Below are 15,572 nucleotides of genomic sequence, written 5' to 3'. Positions count from 1 at the left end.
TGACCCTCCGGGGAGCGGCGGTTAGAGGCGCCCCCTCATTGCCCCGTCGTCTAATGGCAAGACTACGGATTCTGATTCCGTCTATCGAGGTTCGAATCCTCGCGGGGCATCCACCTTACAATTCGGTTACTGTTTTGGGCGGCGCGTCATCATGGTGTCGCGCATCGCGGGCATCTGTGCCGCATGACCGACCAGCGCCTCGACTCGCCCTTCGACTTCAACCTCTGGCTGACCACGATTCCGGGCATTCCCGCGGATTGGGGCAGGCCCGCCAGCGACATGCCGCGGCGCATGGGCGGGCAGGCTTCGCTGCTGCGCCGCCATCGCGGTTTGCCCAAGGGCCGTTGAGATCGCTTTGCCGCCGTCCGCGCTGACCCTTTGACAGGCGGCGCGGGGAGGGGCAAGTAAGCGGAAATGACCGAAGAAGAACAGGAAAAGCGCCTGCATCGCCGCCGTTTCTACAAGGCGGAACAGGAAGCAGGCTTCGTCGAACGCTACGACCGCTCGACCCCGCAGACCCGCAGCCCGGCCTACAACCTCGCGTTCCGCGACACCGACTTCCTCCTGCGCGAGGAACTGCGCCCGGTGCGGTTCCAGCTGGAACTGCTGAAGTGCGAAATGCTGCTGGATGAAGCCAACATCGGCTCAACTCTGGTGTGCTATGGTTCGGCGCGCATTCCGTCTCCCGAACAGGCCGAGGAAATGGTCGCCAATGCCCCGCCCGAAGGCAAGGCCGTGGCCGAGCGGCTGGCCGCCAAGTCCAAGTATTACGAAGAGGCGCGCCGCCTGGCGCACATTGCCTCAAGTTGCGCGATCGTCGAACAGGGCAAGCGCCAGTTCGTGGTCTGCTCGGGCGGCGGTCCCTCGATCATGGAAGCCGCCAATCGCGGCGCGGTGGAAGCGGGGGCGGAAACCATCGGGCTCAACATCGTGCTGCCGCACGAACAGGCACCCAACCCCTATGTCACCCCGCGCCTGGCGTTCCAGTTCCACTACTTTGCGCTGCGCAAGATGCACTTCCTGCTGCGCGCCAAGGCCGTGGCGGTGTTCCCCGGCGGCTATGGCACGCTCGATGAATTCCTTGAGCTTCTCACCCTGATCCAGACCGGCAAGATGAAGCCGATCCCGATCCTGCTGTTCGGCAAGGAATTCTGGAGCCGCGTGATCAACTTCGAGGCGCTGGCCGAAGAAGGCGTGATCAACCCGGCCGACCTCAACTTGTTCCACTGGGTCGAAACGGCGGAACAGGCGTGGGACCGCGTGGTGGAATTCTACGACCTGGATTGAGTTCGGGTGCGTTGACCGCGTTTGGCAAAGCCGAAAGCTCGCGCGGCACCGGCCGTCAGGCGGACAAGGAACCTACCCGCGCGCCTCGGTATGTCCCAGCGGCCCTGAGCCTGCACCAAATCCCGGCGCGGCGCGCAGGGCGGAGCGCACGAACAGCCGCGCCCGATCAACCGCTTCGGGCAGCGGCAAGCCCTTGGCCAGCCAGGTCGCGATGGCGCTCGAAAGCGTGCAGCCGGTGCCGTGGGTGTGGCGCGTGTGGATGCGGGTTCCGGCCATGACGTGCGGCGCCTCGCCGGGGACGACCAGCACGTCTTCCACGCGCTCCCCTTCGGCGTCACCGCCCTTGGCGAGATAGGTCACGCCGCGCGCTGCCATCCCATCGTGTCCGCCAAGCGCCACCAGTTCCGGCACATTCGGGGTCGTGAGCGTGGCAAGCGCCATCAGCCGCTCGAAGGCAGCAATCGTCTCGTTGTCGGCCAGCGCCGCGCCGCTGGTGGCGATCATCACCGGATCGAACACGATCGGCACGGTCAGGGCCCCAAGCCGCTCGGCTACCACCGCCGCAATTTCAGCCGAGCCGAGCATCCCGATCTTGACCGCGTCCACACCGATATCGCTGACGCAGGCGTCGATCTGCGCCGCAACCATTGCCGGGCTGGCGGCCTCGACCATGGTGACGCCGAGCGTGTTCTGGGCGGTGAGCGCGGTGATCGCAGTCATCGCATAGCCGCCCAGCATGGTGATCGTCTTGATGTCGGCCTGAATACCCGCGCCGCCCGAGCTGTCCGACCCGGCAATGGAAAGGATGCGTGGCAAGGTCATTGGCGCGCCGCCATCAGCCCTTGAACTTGCGCTCGCCAGACGGCGGGAACTTGGCGTGGAGGGCCTTGGCCCGCGTCGGGCGGTCCATCAGTTCGCCGCTGCAGTTGGGGCAGCGTTCGTCGAGCGCATCGGCGCAGTCGGTACAAAAGGTGCACTCGAAGCTGCAGATGAACGCACCGGGCAGGTCGGCAGGAAGGTCCGCGCCGCACTTTTCGCAATCGGGGCGCATTTCAAGCATTGGCGGCTTCCTTGACGGCGTCGCAGATCGCATCGACGACCTGTTCGACCTCGGCCGCATCGTCGCCTTCGGCCATGACGCGGATCACCGGTTCGGTGCCCGATGGGCGGATGACGAGGCGGCCCTTGCCCGCGAGCTGCGCCTCGGCGGCGGCGATCACGGCCTGGACCTTCGCGTCCTCCAAGGGCTTGCCGCCAGCAAAGCGCACGTTCTTCAGAAGCTGCGGCACCGGATCGAACAGGTGGAGCAGTTCGCTCGCCTGCTTGCCCGATTTCACCAGCGCGGCCAGCACCTGCAGCGCGGCGACCGTGCCGTCGCCGGTGGTGCCGTGATCGAGCAGGATCATGTGGCCCGACTGTTCGCCGCCGACGTTATAGCCGCCCGCCTTCATCCCTTCGAGGACATAGCGGTCGCCCACCTTGGTACGGATCAGGTCCAGCCCCTTGCTGGCGAGGAAACGTTCGAGGCCAAGGTTCGACATCACCGTCGCCACCACCCCGCCGCCGCGCAGCTGTCCGCGCGCCGCGAGTTGCGTGCCGATCAGCGCCATCAGCTGGTCGCCATCGACCGTCTCGCCCTGTTCATCGACTACGATCAGCCGGTCCGCATCGCCATCGAGCGCGATCCCGATGTCCGCGCCGCTGGCGACCACGGTTTCCTTGACCAGTTCGAGGTGGGTCGAACCGCAGCGGTCGTTGATGTTGGTGCCATTGGGCGAAACGCCCACCGCGATCACTTCCGCGCCCAGTTCCCAGATCGCCGATGGGGCGACCTGGTAGGCCGCGCCATTGGCGCAATCGACCACGATCTTCAGCCCGTCGAGCCGCACGTCATCGGGCAGCGAGCTTTTGACCGCGTGGATATAGCGCCCGCGCGCGTCCTCGATCCGGCGCGCGCGGCCGATATGGGGCGAGGGGGCAAGCGGCAAGTCCTGGCTCAGCATCGCCTCGATCGCGAGTTCGTCCTCGTCCGAGAGCTTGAACCCGTCCGGGCCGAACAGCTTGATGCCGTTGTCCTCGTACGGGTTGTGGCTGGCCGAGATCATCACGCCGACGTCGGCGCGCAGTTCGCGGGTCAGCATGGCAATCGCCGGGGTGGGCAGCGGGCCGGTCAGCACCACATCCATGCCGACGCTGGTGAAGCCGGCAACCAGTGCGTTTTCAAGCATATAGCCCGACAGGCGGGTGTCCTTGCCGATCACCACGCGGTGGCGGTGTCCGCCGCGCAGGAAGCGCGTGCCGGCTGCCTGCCCCACTTTCATTGCGATTGCGGCGGTCATCACGCCGGCGTTGGTCTTGCCCCGGATCCCGTCGGTGCCGAAATATTGTCTTCCCATGCCTCTCTCGTAGCATGATTTTCCCGATGAATTGCTATGTCGCTTCACCGCGCTAATGTCACGCGATCATACGGCACTTCAGGAGCGAACATGGCAGAAGCGGGCAATTCCGGCGCGGGTACCTTTCCAGAGATTCGGGTACCTGCCGCGCTGACCTTTGCCGCGCTGCTGGTCGGGTTTGCCGTCGGGATCGCATTGCGCGGCTCGGCGCTGCTCGATCCGGTGCTGGCGGTGGCGGAGCCTGCGGGCAGCCTGTGGCTGCGCGCCCTGCAGCTGACCATCCTGCCGCTGGTGATCGGGCTGGTCGTGACCGGTATTTCCCAGACGCTGGCCGCGGCCGGAGGCGGCGCGCTGGCACGGCGCGCGGTGGGGCTGTTCGTGGCCGTGCTGCTCGCCTCGGGCATGATGGCGGCGTTGCTGGTTCCGGCGCTTCTCGCAATGTTCCCGGTGCCGCCCAGCGCGGCGCAGGCGCTCGCCGGTGGCGGCGTGCCCGATCCCGGCAAGGTGCCCGGTTTTGCCGACATCCTTTCGGCAATGATGCCCGAAAACATCTTCGCCGCCGCTGCCGAGGGCAAGATGCTGCCGGTGGTGGTCTTTGCCTCGCTGTTCGCGCTGGCGCTGACCCGGATCGGAGCCGAGCCGCGCGCGGTGATGACGCGCTTTTTCGAGGCGCTGGCGGCCGCGATGATGGTGATCGTCGGCTGGGTGCTGCTGCTCGCCCCGGTCGGGGTGCTGGGCCTCGCCATTTCGCTGGGCGCCCACACCGGGGCCGAAGCGATCGGCGCGCTGGCGCACTATATCGTGGTGGTGAGTTCGGCCGGACTGGTGGTGCTGATCGCCGGTTTCGCACTGGCGGCGGTGCTGGGCGGCCAGCGCATCGGCGACTTTGCCCGCGCGATGGTGCCGGTCTTCGCGGTGGCGATCTCCACCCAGTCCTCGCTTGCCAGCCTGCCGGCGATGCTCTCCGCCACCCGCCGCCTTGGCGTGCGCGATGCGACCGCCGATTTCGTGCTGCCGCTGGCCGTCGCGATCTTTCGCGGAACCAGCCCGGCGATGAACATGGGCGTGGCGATCTATGCCGCGCACCTCACCGGTACGCCGCTGTCCGCCGCCGCGCTGATGGCGGGGGTGTTCGTGGCCTTCCTCGTTTCGCTAAGCTCGGTCTCGCTACCCGGCACGCTCAGCTTCGTGATCTCGGTCGGGCCGATCGCCATGGCAATGGGCGTGCCGATTGCCCCGCTCGCGTTGCTGGTCGCAGTCGAAATGCTGCCCGACATCATGCGCACACTGGGCAATGTCACGATGGACGTGGCGGTAACCTCGGCGGTGGACCGGGGGCACGACTAGACCGGCTTACAGCGTCTTGGCGTAGATCCGGTATTCCTTGTTGACCTTGCTTTCGATCGCGTCGGCGATGGCGTTCATGCCCTGGTTGTCGTCGAGCACCCAGCCGATCTCGCCGCGCTGACCCTGATAGTTCGCCACGGCCGCGCGGCGGATATATTCGATCATCATGAAGGCCAGCTGGCTGGCAAGCCGGCTCGATTGCAGGCGCTTCCTGACCCCCATCAGCGGCACACGCATGTCGGCGTGCTTGGGCTTGAGAATCCACAGCCCCAGCTTGATCCAGCCGAGCAGCGAGGGCTTGCCGTTCTTGCCGACAACGCGCTTCTGGATCGAATTGAGATCGGGCAGGGTCATCATGAAGGCCACCGGCTCGCCTTCCAGTTCGGCGATCATGATCAGGTCTTCGCGCACCAGCGGTTTCAGCTTCTTGCCGGTGTGGGCGATTTCGGCGTCGGTGATCGGCACGAAGCCCCAGTTATCGGACCAAGCATCGTTGAGGATGTCGAGGATCGTCGCGGCTTCGGCGTCGAACTTCGACTTGTCCACCTTGCGCACGTTGATGCGCCCGTTCTTCTCGCCCGAGGAGACGATCCGCTGGATCAGCGGCGGGAACTCTTTCGTGATGTCGAGATCATAGGTGTAGAGCGTCTTGGCCTGTTCATAGCCGCGCGCCTCGATCCAGCCCTGGTAGTGCGGCTTGTGGTGGCCCATCATCACCATCGGCGGGTGATCGTGGCCCATCACCAAGAGACCCGGCTCTTCCCAGACCGAGAGGTTCATGGGCGCGAGCACGCGGGTCATGCCCTGGCTGCGCAGCCAGTCTTCGGCCGCGGCGATCAGAGCGGCGGCGGTGGCCTCGTCCTCGGCTTCGAGCGCGCCCCAGTTGCCGGTGCCGGGGCCCATGCCCTGCTCCACCGGCTGGGTCAGCGCCAGTTCGTCGATATGCGCCGAAATACGTCCCGTCACGCGCCCGCCCCGGCGCGCCAGCATCAGTTGGACGCGCGCATGTTCGAAGAAGGGATTACCCTTGGGCGTGAACTTGGCGACTTCTTCTGCGCGCAGCTGCGGCACATAATTGGGATCGTCGGCGTTCAGCCGATAGGCCAGATCGATGAAGGCGTCGAAATCGGCCTTGGTCGTGACCGGAGTGATGGAAATTTGGGATTGAGCCACGATCTTGCCTTTGTTCGGTTCTAGCGGGAGCGGGAAACGCGAAGTGCGTAACGCGGTGCTGTCTTGTCAAGCGGCGCAAGCTACGCCACTTCCATGGCAATAACCGCCGGAATGTTTTTCTGGTAGCGGGTCACACTGGAATATTTGCATGACTGTGCAGAACAAGATCGAGTCGGCCGAGGCGGCGAAAGCCAAGCTGGCGCGCATTCCCGACGATAAGGAAATGCTGCGTTCCGCGGTCGAACTGACCAAGGACATCGCCGAGGCGCGTGCCGACATCTACTGGCCGGATATGCTGGCATCGGCGCTGGTCGGCTATGTCGCGCTGGCCGGGGCGATCCTGGCCCAGAGCACGGGCGCGGCGATCGCCTGCGGCGTGGTTTCGGCGCTGGCGCTCTACCGCGCGCTGCTGTTCATTCACGAGCTGACCCATATCCACCGCAATGCCCTGCCGGGCTTTCGCTTCGTCTGGAACCTGCTGGTCGGGATCCCGCTGCTCACCCCATCGCTGATGTACGAAGGCGTCCACACTCTGCACCATGCGCGCACCCGCTATGGCACGGTGGAGGATCCCGAATACCTGCCGCTGGGGCTGATGAAGCCATGGTCGCTGCCGGTGTTCATCCTGCTGGCCGTGCTGCTGCCGGTGGGCCTCATCATCCGCTGCGCGATCCTCAATCCGCTGGGCGTCATCATTCCGCCGCTGCGCAAACTGGTGTGGGAACGCGCCTCGTCGTTGTCGATCAACCCCGATTTTCGTCGCCGCCCGCCCGAGGGTGACTTTGCGCGGATGGTGTTCTGGCAGGAACTGGGCGCGTCGCTCTGGGCGATCTTCCTGCTGGTCAGCGGCTATCTCTATGGCTGGCGGCCGCTGCTGATCGGGATTGCGGTGGTTTCGCTGGTGGCCGTGCTCAACCAGGTGCGCACCTTGGTCGCCCACCTGTGGGTCAATGATGGCGAGGCGATGACCGTGACGGGGCAATACCTCGATTCGGTCAACGTGCCGCCGCCGGGCATGCTTGCGCCGCTGTGGGCGCCGGTGGGACTGCGCTATCACGCGTTGCACCACCTGCTGCCCTCGATGCCGTACCACTCGCTGGGCGAGGCGCATCGCCGCCTGCTGGCGCACCTTGGCGGCGGATCGACCTATGACAGGGCGAACTATCCGGGCCTGCTGCCGCTGGTGGCAAGGCTTGCCAAGAGCACCATGACGAAGCGGTAAGCCCGCTACTCTTCAGTCCTGACCAGCACCGTTTCGCCCAGCAAGGCAAATAACAGGAACGGCGCCCAGGCCGCGATCATCGGCGGGTAGGCGCCGAAATTGCCCATCGCGAGGGCGGCATTGTCGACCACGAAATAGGCAAAGCCCAGCGCCATGCCGATCACCGCGCGGACCAGCAGCTGGCCCGACCGCGCGAGGCCGAAGGCCGCCACCGAGCCGAGCAGCGGCATCAATATTGCCGAAAGCGGGCCGGACAGCTTGTGCCACCACTTCCCGTCCAGTTCGCTGGTGCGCCGGCCCGAGGCATCGAGCGCGGCGATCGAGCGGCTGAGTTCGAAGATGTTCTGCCGGTCGGGATCGACCTTGGTGATCGCGACCTGCGCCGGGGTCACCCCCTGTGCCACGATCTGGGTGCCAAGCCTGGTCGTCTCGGTCTTGGCAACATCGAACCGGACCGGAGATTCAAGCTGCCAGCCGGGCGAGGCGTAGGTGGCCGAAGGACTGCGCACCTCGGCCAGAATGATGCCGGCGGCGTCGCGCTGATACCAGGTCACACCTTCCATCTTCGTGTCCTTGCCACTGCCGCTGACGGTAGCGGCGGCAAGGATGTGCGGGCCATCGGGCAGGTAGACGCTGTTCCTGACCGCCGGGTCCTTGGGTACCGGGCCATAGCCGGCGGCTTCCCAGGCCTTCAGGGTGCCCGTCGCGCGGGTTACCACGCGTTCGTTGAAGGCCAGGCTGAAGGCCGAGATCGCGAAGGCGGTCAACAGCAGCGGGGCCAGGATCTGGTGCGCCGAAAGTCCGGCCGCGCGCATCGCGATCACCTCGCTGTTGGTATTGAGCGGCCAGAAGGTGAACAGCGTCGCCAGCAGGACCGAATAGGGCAGGAACCGCGCGATCAGCTGCGGAATGCGCAGCGTCATATAGTGCCACAACTGCGCTTCGCCATTGCCCGGATAGGCCAGGATCTTGCCGCTTTCGGACAGCAGGTCGAGCATCTGCAGCACGATCACCAGCAGCAGCAGCACCCCCAGGATCCGGGTGACGAACAGCTTGGCGAGGTAGATCGCCAGGGTGCGCGAGGGGAAAAGTTCGATCCGCATCAGGCTACCTTCGCCGTCCGGTTGAAGCGCCGGGTCAGCGCCTTGCCCCACTTGCCAAGGTTCGCGGCAAAGCGCTCAAGCGCGCCGATTGCCTGGCCGCCGGGGACATAGGCGACGCGCCAGTACATCCACAGGATCAGCAAGGCGAAGACCACGAACGGCCCCCACAGCGCAACGATCGGCGAGATCCGCCCGAGCGCGGCCACAGCCTGGCCGTATTCGTTGACCTTGTGATAGGCCACCACCATCACGATCGAGACGAATACCCCAAGCGCCGAGGTCGATCGCTTGGGCGGTACGGCCAGCGATACGGCCAGTAGCGGCAAGAGCAGCATCATCACCACTTCGACGATGCGGTAATTGAAGCTGGCGCGGATTTCGTTGCGCTGTTCCACGCTGACATCCTTGGCCCAGCCGAATTTCAGCAGTTCGGGAAGGATATATTCGCGTTCCCTGCCGCCGCGCTGACGGAACTGTTCGATCGCGGGCAGGTCGATCGGCAGGTCATGGCTCGAGAACGAGAGGACGCGCGCGGTCTTGCCCGGTTGGTCCTGGATGATCTGGCCGTCGGTCAGGCGCAGGATGATCGTGTCTGGGCTGTCCTTCAGCGCCAGGAACCGCCCTTCGCGCGCGGAAATGGTCAGGACCTGGCCCTTTTCACTGGCGATGCGGGCGAAGATCCCGATCAGGCGGTGGCCGTTATCCTCACTCTCCTCGATCCGCAGCGCCATCTTGTCCTGCAGGGTGGTGAATTCGCCCACCTTGATCGACGCGCCCAGCGCGCCCGAGCGCAGTTCGAATTGCAGCTGTTCGTAGTAATAGCGCGAGAGCGGCTGGAGATAGCCCACGATCAGCAGGTTCACGGCGGCGAGCACCAGCGTGATCATGTAGGGCACGCGCAGCAGCCGGGTATAGGACAGGCCCACCGCGCGCATCACGTCGAGCTCGCTGCTGGTGGCAAGTTTGCGGAAGGCCAGCAGGATGCCCAGCATCAGCCCCAGCGGGATCGCGAGGCTGGCATATTCGGGCAACAGGTTGGCCAGCATCCGGAACACGACGCTTACCGGTCCGCCCTCGGTCGCCACGAAGTCGAACAGCTTGAGCATCTTGTCGAGCACGAGCAGCGACGCCGCGATCAGGAACACCGCGAACATCGGCATCAGCACGAGCCGCAGGATGTAACGATCGATGGCGGGAAGGGGTTTCACGAGGGGTGCGGGGTGCCGGTAATTGCTTGTCCAGGGTTCCATAACGGCCCTTCTGCGCACGCGAAAGGCGCAATTGCACTGGCGCGGCCGCGCGGCTGCGGGCAAGATGGGCGCAAGCTATCGAAAAAGGGGGGCAAATCATGGCGACTATCGCGGGAAAACCGGCAGAAACCCACGCGGTTGAGCGGATCGGCTGGCTGCGCGCGGCGGTGCTCGGCGCGAACGACGGGATCGTCTCGACTGCCAGCCTGATTGTTGGCGTCGCGGCCTCGGCGGCGGACAAGGCGCCGATCCTGGTTGCGGGCACGGCAGGCCTCGTGGCGGGAGCGCTGTCGATGGCGGCGGGTGAATATGTCTCCGTCTCAAGCCAGGCCGATACCGAAGCGGCGGACCTCGCGCGCGAAAAGTCAGAGCTGGCGACCATGCCGGAGCTGGAACTGCAGGAACTCGCCGGGATCTACCGCCAGCGCGGGCTGGACGAGGATCTGGCGATGCAAGTGGCCAAGGCGCTGACCGCGCACGATGCTCTGGCTACCCATGCGCGCGACGAACTGGGCCTGGCCGAAATGCACCGGGCGCGTCCGATCCAGGCGGCGCTGACCTCGGCAGCGACATTCGCCGTGGGTGCGGCGCTGCCGATGATCGCCGCGCTGCTGCTGCCGCTGGGCGAACTGGCACTGGGCGTATCTTTCGCGGCGCTTTGCTTCCTGATGCTGCTCGGCGCGATCGGCGCGGCGGCGGGCGGTGCGCCAGTGGTGAAGGGCGTGCTGCGCGTGGGGTTCTGGGGCGTGATCGCGATGGCCGCGACCTATGCGATCGGCAGCCTGTTCGGGACGTCGGTGGCTTAGGTTGGGCTAAGCCCACCCCGCTGCGACTAGCCGAACCTTCGGTTCAACAAGTCTCGCTCCCCTCTCGCAGGCGGGAGGGGCCGGGGGTGGGTTTTAGCCAATCGCTGATTCAGCCCGAACTACGCCTTTTCCAGCGTGCACTGCAGCGGGTGCTGGTTCTGGCGGGCGAAGTCCATCACCTGGTTCACCTTGGTTTCGGCGATTTCGTAGGGGAAGATCCCGCAGACGCCGACGCCCTTCTGGTGGACGTGCAGCATGACCCGCGTGGCCTGTTCCAGGTCCATGTGGAAGAAGCGCTTGAGCACCATCACCACGAATTCCATCGGGGTGTAATCGTCGTTCAACAGCAGCACCTTGAACTGGCTGGGCTTCTTCGGCTTGGCGCGGGTCTTGGTGGCAAGCCCGGTCTGTCCCTGACCGCCAGTGCCGCCGCCATGCGAATCGTCGCCCTCGTCCGCGGCGCGGGGCGCGCGGACTGCGTCATCGATGGGGACAAATTGGCTGTGCATGGCTGTGAAATATCGCATGGGAGGCATCGGCGGCAAGTCTTTCGCAGCCAGGCCTTACGAAATACCAAACGGGCCGACCAGTCCGAAGACCGATCGGCCCGCTCTGGGGACTCACTTTCCCGGCGAGGAGGAGAGGAGAGGGTGCCGGGAAAGCGAGGAGTTGGTGTACCGCTCAGGCGGCAGCCTTGACCTTTTCGATCGCCAGGCTGACGCGGGTCGAAATCGGGGCAAAGCTGTCATTGGCCAGCTTGACCAGCGCTTCCGAGTGCTTCGAACCGGTCGCGACGGCGGCATCGAAATTGCGGCGCAGGATTTCACCCTGCAGCTTGAAGAAGTCGGCCGGGGTGGCAGCGGCGGCGAGTTCCTTGGCATCGGCGGTCATGGTTTCGAAGGCCGACTTGCCTTCTTCGACATAACCCTTGCCCAGGTCCTGCACGCCGGCGGCAAAGATCTTGCCCGATTCGACGATGGCTTCGACGTTGCCCTTGCTGAATTCGCCAGCTTCGGAGACGAGCGCGGTGCCCTTTTCATAGGCGGCCTTGGCCTTGTCCTTGGCTTCGGTAGCGACTTCCTTGAGCTTGGCGGTAAAATCGGTGGTGGTCTTGGTCATGATAAGGTCCTTGATCTGCGAAACGGTGGTGAGCTTGGCCGGGGCGACCTTGGAGACGATGGTCTTGGCGACCTTCACCTTGGGCGCGGGGGCGGCCTTTGCGCTCTTCTTGATGACCGCCTTCTTGGGAGCGGCCTTGAGGGCAGTCTTCTTTGCCACCACCTTGGCCTTCACCGGCTTGGCAGCCTTGGGCAGGACAGCTGCCGCCACCGGGGCGGGAGCGGCCACCACTTCGGGCGCGGCCTTGGGCTTGGGAGCGGCCTTCTTCTTGGCCTTGGGGGCAGGAGCTGCTTCAGCTGTCACGGCGGGCACGGGTTCGATCGCTTCGGCTGCGGCGGCATAGGCCTGTTCCGCGGCCACTGCATCGAGCGCCTCGTCGATCTTGCTGTCAGTGGCTTCGGCCATCGCAAGGTTCCTTCGCAGTGTTCCGTCCCGACTGTCGGCACGGATCATGTTGCACTGCACAAAATAGGTTGTGCAGCTGCGAAGTCAAGTCAAAATTGTGCAGTGCAGCATAGACCTGCAAGAACCCTGTCGCTTCTATGCCTTACCGCGTCTTGACGTAGCTTCCGGGGGCGTCCTCGATCACCTTGTCCCCTTTACCGCCGGGCACGCGCTTGCCCTTGGCGGGGACTTTGGTGCTGTCCTGCGCGTTGAGCCATTCCAGCCAGTGCGGCCACCAGCTGCCGGGGGTCTCGTTCGCTCCGGCAACAAAGTCCTCGTAAGTGTCGACCGACCCCGGATTGGTCCAGTATTGGTACTTCTTGGCGGAAGGCGGGTTGACCACGCCGGCGATATGGCCCGACCCTGCCAGCAGGAACTGCCATGGACCGCGCAGGTGCCGGGTCAGCCGCCAGACGCTTTCCGCCGGTGCGATATGGTCCTCGCGGCCCGCCTGGATGAAGCACGGGGTCTCGATCCGGGTGAGGTCGATCGGGGTCCCGTCGGCGCTCAGCGCATCGGGCACCACCAGCTTGTTGTCGCGGTAGAGGTCTTTCAGATAGCTCTGGTGCCACTTGGCCGGCAGGTTGGTGACATCGCCATTCCAGTGGAGCAGATCAAAGGCTGGGTATTCATTACCCAGCAGGTAGTTGTTGACGACGTAGTTCCAGATCAGGTCGTTGCCGCGCAGCAGGTTGAATGTCGCCGCAAGATAGCGCCCGTCGAGATAGCCGTTTTCAGCGGAGAGCTTTTCCAGCGCTTCGAACTGCTGGTCGTCGATGAACACCTTGAGCTCGCCGGCCTTCTCGAAATCGACCTGGGCGGTGAAGAAGGTGGCGGACTTGACCTTGTCGGCCTCGCCCCGGCGGGCCAGGATCGCAAGCGTTGCGGCCAGAGTGGTCCCGGCCACGCAATAGCCGATGGTGTGGACGCTCTTCACGCCCAGCCGTTCACGCACGGTGTCGATCGCGTCGATCTCGGCGCGAATATAGTCGTCCCAGACGATGTCCGCGATCGAGGCGTCGGCCGACTTCCACGAGACGACGAACACGGTAATGCCTTGTTCGGTCGCCCAGCGGATGAAGCTCTTCTGCGGGGTGAGGTCGAGGATGTAGAAGCGGTTGATCCACGGCGGAAAGATCACCAGCGGCACTTCAAGCACGGTTTCGGTTGTCGGGCTGTATTGCACCAGCTGGAACAGTTCGGTCTGGTAGATCACTTTGCCCGGCGTTGCAGCCAGGTTTTCGCCCAGCTTGAAAGCTTCGGGATCGACGTGGGTGAGCTGCCCGCGCTTCAGGTCGGCCAGCAGGTGTTCCATCCCTTTGACCAGGCTTTCGCCCTTGGTCTCGACCGCCTTTTGCATCACCAGCGGGTTGGTCAGCGGGAAATGCGCGGGGCTGAGCGCCTCGACCAGGGTGCGGACCGCGAACTTCAGCTGGTCCTTGCGCGCGGGATCGCCGGCGTCGATTTCCTCGGCCATGGCCATGATCTGCTCGGCCAGCATCAGGTAGGTCTGGTGGACCAGCGCATAGAACGGCTGCTCGCGCCACCGGGGATCGGCAAAGCGGCGATCCTTGCGCGGCAACTGGGGGCCGTCCTCGCTGGCCGAAGCCGCCTTGGGGCCGATGCCGTACTGGCCCAGTACGCCTTCCCACAGGGCAAGGCTGTCTTCCCAGAGCTTTTTCTGGGTATCGGGATTGCTGAACGGCAGCGCCTTGAGCCAGCCCTGCATGATCCCGGCGAAATTGCCCGGATCGGAGAACACCTTGGGCAGGTTCGAAGTGGCCTGCGCGGCCTGTTGCTGCTGGAATTCGAACCACATTTGCTGCAGCCGCTGGGCCACGCCAGCCCACTGGGCCAGATCGGCCGCGCCCGAGGCGGCGCTTGCACCCTCACCAGCCATGAACTGACCGAACAACTGCTGGGGTGCCTTGAACATCGCATCGAACAGTGCGGTCTGGTCAGGTGTGGTCTTGCCGTTGTCGGCCATGCAGCGTTTCCCTTGCGGCGCAGGTAATGGTTTAATGGTTTGGGGCACTCTAACCCATTTGCATGCGCGGCATAAGCACCCTAGAGACGCTTCTCGCGGTAAACCTGCCGCGTGACCATATCATGAAAAGTCCTGAGCCAATGGAAGACGAGTTCTACCGCATCAAGCGCCTGCCGCCCTATGTCATCGCCGAAGTCAACGGCATGCGGGCCGCTGCACGCGCCGCCGGTAGGGACATCATCGACCTGGGCATGGGCAACCCCGATTTGCCGCCGCCCCAGCACGTTATCGACAAGCTGTGCGAAGTGGCGCAAAAGCCTGATGCGCACGGGTATTCCGCGTCCAAGGGGATTCCCGGCATCCGCAAGGCCCAGGCCAATTACTATGCCACCCGCTTCGGGGTCGAGGTCGATCCGGAAACCGAAGTGGTGATGACCATGGGCTCGAAAGAAGGTCTTGCCAGCCTCGCCACCGCGATCACCGCGCCGGGCGACGTGGTGCTGGCCCCCAACCCGAGCTACCCGATCCACACCTTCGGCTTCATCATCGCAGGCGCGACGATTCGCTCGGTCCCGACCACGCCCGACGAACGCTATTGGGCTTCGCTCGAACGCGCGATGGCCTTCACCGTGCCGCGCCCCTCGATCCTGATCGTCAACTATCCCTCGAACCCGACGGCCGAGACGGTCGACCTTGCGTTCTACGAACGGCTGGTGGCCTGGGCGAAGGAGAACAAGGTCTGGATCCTGTCCGACCTCGCCTATTCCGAGCTTTATTACGACGGTAACCCGACCCGCTCGATCCTCGAGGTCCCGGGGGCCAAGGACGTCGCGGTTGAATTCACCTCGATGTCGAAAACCTTTTCGATGGCCGGTTGGCGGGTCGGGTTCGCGGTCGGCAACAAGAAGCTGATCGCGGCGCTGACCAGGGTGAAGAGTTATCTCGATTATGGCGCTTTCACGCCCATCCAGGCGGCAGCCTGCGCCGCGCTCAACGGGCCGCAGGATATCGTCGAGGCGAACCGCAATCTCTACCAGAAGCGCCGCGACGTGATGGTCGAGGCGTTCGGTCGCGCCGGGTGGGAAATCCCCAGCCCCAAGGCCTCGATGTTCGCCTGGGCCCCGCTTCCCCCGGCGCTCAAGCACTTGGGAAGCCTTGAATTTTCCAAGCAGCTCCTCACCCAGGCCGAAGTCGCGGTCGCGCCCGGCGTTGGCTATGGCGAGGAAGGCGAAGGCTTCGTCCGCATCGCGATGGTCGAAAACGAGCAGCGCCTGCGCCAGGCCGCGCGCAATATCAAGCGCTACCTCTCCAGCATGGGGGTTAATGCCTCGGCCGCCTGAGGCCGGCCCGGTTCCGTCCTTTCCCGGGGTGCTAACGCATTGATCCAGTAGCATGACCGCTTGCGCCGGCGCGCGATTCGTGGCCACTGGCAGCCGGG

General features: G+C 64.8%; 15 protein-coding genes and 1 tRNA gene. 7 read left to right on the top strand and 9 right to left on the bottom strand.

From position 1 onward, the window contains the following. Positions 1 to 39: 39 nt before the first annotated feature. The 3 genes from ACE3SN_RS02525 to ACE3SN_RS02515 all read left to right on the top strand — a co-directional run bounded on the left by ACE3SN_RS02525 (position 40) and on the right by ACE3SN_RS02515 (position 1,287). Positions 40 to 113 (top strand) — tRNA-Gln (locus tag ACE3SN_RS02525). Between the two features lie 70 nt (positions 114 to 183). Beyond that, positions 184 to 348, top strand: coding sequence for a hypothetical protein (locus ACE3SN_RS02520; RefSeq protein ID WP_374527168.1), 165 nt, complete (start codon positions 184 to 186; stop codon positions 346 to 348). A 66-nt stretch (positions 349 to 414) separates the two neighbouring features. Continuing rightward, positions 415 to 1,287, top strand: coding sequence for an LOG family protein (locus ACE3SN_RS02515; RefSeq protein ID WP_374527167.1), 873 nt, complete (start codon positions 415 to 417; stop codon positions 1,285 to 1,287). A 72-nt stretch (positions 1,288 to 1,359) separates the two neighbouring features. On the opposite strand, the gene thiD is transcribed toward ACE3SN_RS02515, so the two are convergent. The 3 genes from thiD to glmM are packed head-to-tail and all read right to left on the bottom strand — an operon-like array spanning position 1,360 to position 3,683. Continuing rightward, positions 1,360 to 2,109: a bifunctional hydroxymethylpyrimidine kinase/phosphomethylpyrimidine kinase gene (gene thiD, locus ACE3SN_RS02510; protein WP_374527166.1), complete on the bottom strand. Its 750-nt coding sequence runs from the start codon at positions 2,107 to 2,109 to the stop codon at positions 1,360 to 1,362. Between the two features lie 13 nt (positions 2,110 to 2,122). Then, positions 2,123 to 2,347, bottom strand: coding sequence for a DUF1272 domain-containing protein (locus ACE3SN_RS02505; RefSeq protein WP_374527165.1), 225 nt, complete (start codon positions 2,345 to 2,347; stop codon positions 2,123 to 2,125). After that, complete coding sequence (gene glmM / locus ACE3SN_RS02500) at positions 2,340 to 3,683, bottom strand: phosphoglucosamine mutase (protein WP_374527164.1); 1,344 nt, start codon at positions 3,681 to 3,683, stop codon at positions 2,340 to 2,342. The genes ACE3SN_RS02505 and glmM overlap by 8 nt, the downstream gene beginning before the upstream one ends. A 90-nt stretch (positions 3,684 to 3,773) precedes the next feature. Between glmM and ACE3SN_RS02495 the strand changes: the two genes are divergently transcribed. After that, a complete protein-coding gene (locus ACE3SN_RS02495) occupies positions 3,774 to 5,030 on the top strand; it encodes a dicarboxylate/amino acid:cation symporter (protein ID WP_374527163.1) in 1,257 nt (418 codons plus the stop codon). 6 nt (positions 5,031 to 5,036) lie between these two features. Here the strand turns inward: ACE3SN_RS02495 and ACE3SN_RS02490 are convergent, their stop codons facing one another. After that, positions 5,037 to 6,203 (bottom strand): N-acetyltransferase, encoded by a 1,167-nt coding sequence (locus ACE3SN_RS02490; protein ID WP_374527162.1) that lies wholly within the window; start codon positions 6,201 to 6,203, stop codon positions 5,037 to 5,039. Positions 6,204 to 6,351: 148 nt separating this feature from the next. Between ACE3SN_RS02490 and ACE3SN_RS02485 the strand changes: the two genes are divergently transcribed. After that, positions 6,352 to 7,425, top strand: a complete 1,074-nt coding sequence (locus ACE3SN_RS02485) for a fatty acid desaturase (RefSeq protein ID WP_374527161.1) — start codon at positions 6,352 to 6,354, stop codon at positions 7,423 to 7,425. Positions 7,426 to 7,430: 5 nt separating this feature from the next. On the opposite strand, the gene lptG is transcribed toward ACE3SN_RS02485, so the two are convergent. Next, on the bottom strand, positions 7,431 to 8,528 hold the full coding sequence (gene lptG / locus ACE3SN_RS02480; protein WP_374527160.1) for an LPS export ABC transporter permease LptG: 1,098 nt from the start codon (positions 8,526 to 8,528) through the stop codon (positions 7,431 to 7,433). Beyond that, the gene (gene lptF / locus ACE3SN_RS02475; protein ID WP_374527159.1) at positions 8,528 to 9,736 is read right to left on the bottom strand and encodes an LPS export ABC transporter permease LptF; all 1,209 of its coding nucleotides are present in this window, start codon (positions 9,734 to 9,736) and stop codon (positions 8,528 to 8,530) included. The genes lptG and lptF overlap by 1 nt, the downstream gene beginning before the upstream one ends. Positions 9,737 to 9,876: 140 nt before the next feature. Here lptF and ACE3SN_RS02470 point away from each other — a divergent pair, with 140 nt between their 5' ends. Beyond that, a complete protein-coding gene (locus tag ACE3SN_RS02470; RefSeq protein WP_374527158.1) occupies positions 9,877 to 10,584 on the top strand; it encodes a VIT family protein in 708 nt (235 codons plus the stop codon). Between the two features lie 119 nt (positions 10,585 to 10,703). Here ACE3SN_RS02470 and clpS read toward each other — a convergent pair whose 3' ends face one another. The 3 genes from clpS to ACE3SN_RS02455 form a co-directional block, all read right to left on the bottom strand. After that, positions 10,704 to 11,093, bottom strand: a complete 390-nt coding sequence (gene clpS / locus ACE3SN_RS02465; protein ID WP_374527157.1) for an ATP-dependent Clp protease adapter ClpS — start codon at positions 11,091 to 11,093, stop codon at positions 10,704 to 10,706. 172 nt (positions 11,094 to 11,265) lie between these two features. Continuing rightward, positions 11,266 to 12,108 (bottom strand): phasin family protein, encoded by an 843-nt coding sequence (locus tag ACE3SN_RS02460; RefSeq protein ID WP_374527155.1) that lies wholly within the window; start codon positions 12,106 to 12,108, stop codon positions 11,266 to 11,268. 142 nt (positions 12,109 to 12,250) lie between these two features. Further along, positions 12,251 to 14,134: a PHA/PHB synthase family protein gene (locus ACE3SN_RS02455; protein WP_374527154.1), complete on the bottom strand. Its 1,884-nt coding sequence runs from the start codon at positions 14,132 to 14,134 to the stop codon at positions 12,251 to 12,253. A 140-nt stretch (positions 14,135 to 14,274) separates the two neighbouring features. On the opposite strand from ACE3SN_RS02455, the gene ACE3SN_RS02450 reads away from it, so the two are divergent. Continuing rightward, positions 14,275 to 15,474, top strand: coding sequence for an LL-diaminopimelate aminotransferase (locus ACE3SN_RS02450; protein WP_374527187.1), 1,200 nt, complete (start codon positions 14,275 to 14,277; stop codon positions 15,472 to 15,474). Positions 15,475 to 15,572 lie beyond the last annotated feature (98 nt).

This window comes from Novosphingobium sp., from assembly GCF_041915465.1.
Classification (GTDB): domain Bacteria; phylum Pseudomonadota; class Alphaproteobacteria; order Sphingomonadales; family Sphingomonadaceae; genus Novosphingobium.
Note: the sequence above shows the minus strand (reverse complement) of the source record. Positions and strands in the feature narration are given on the sequence as shown.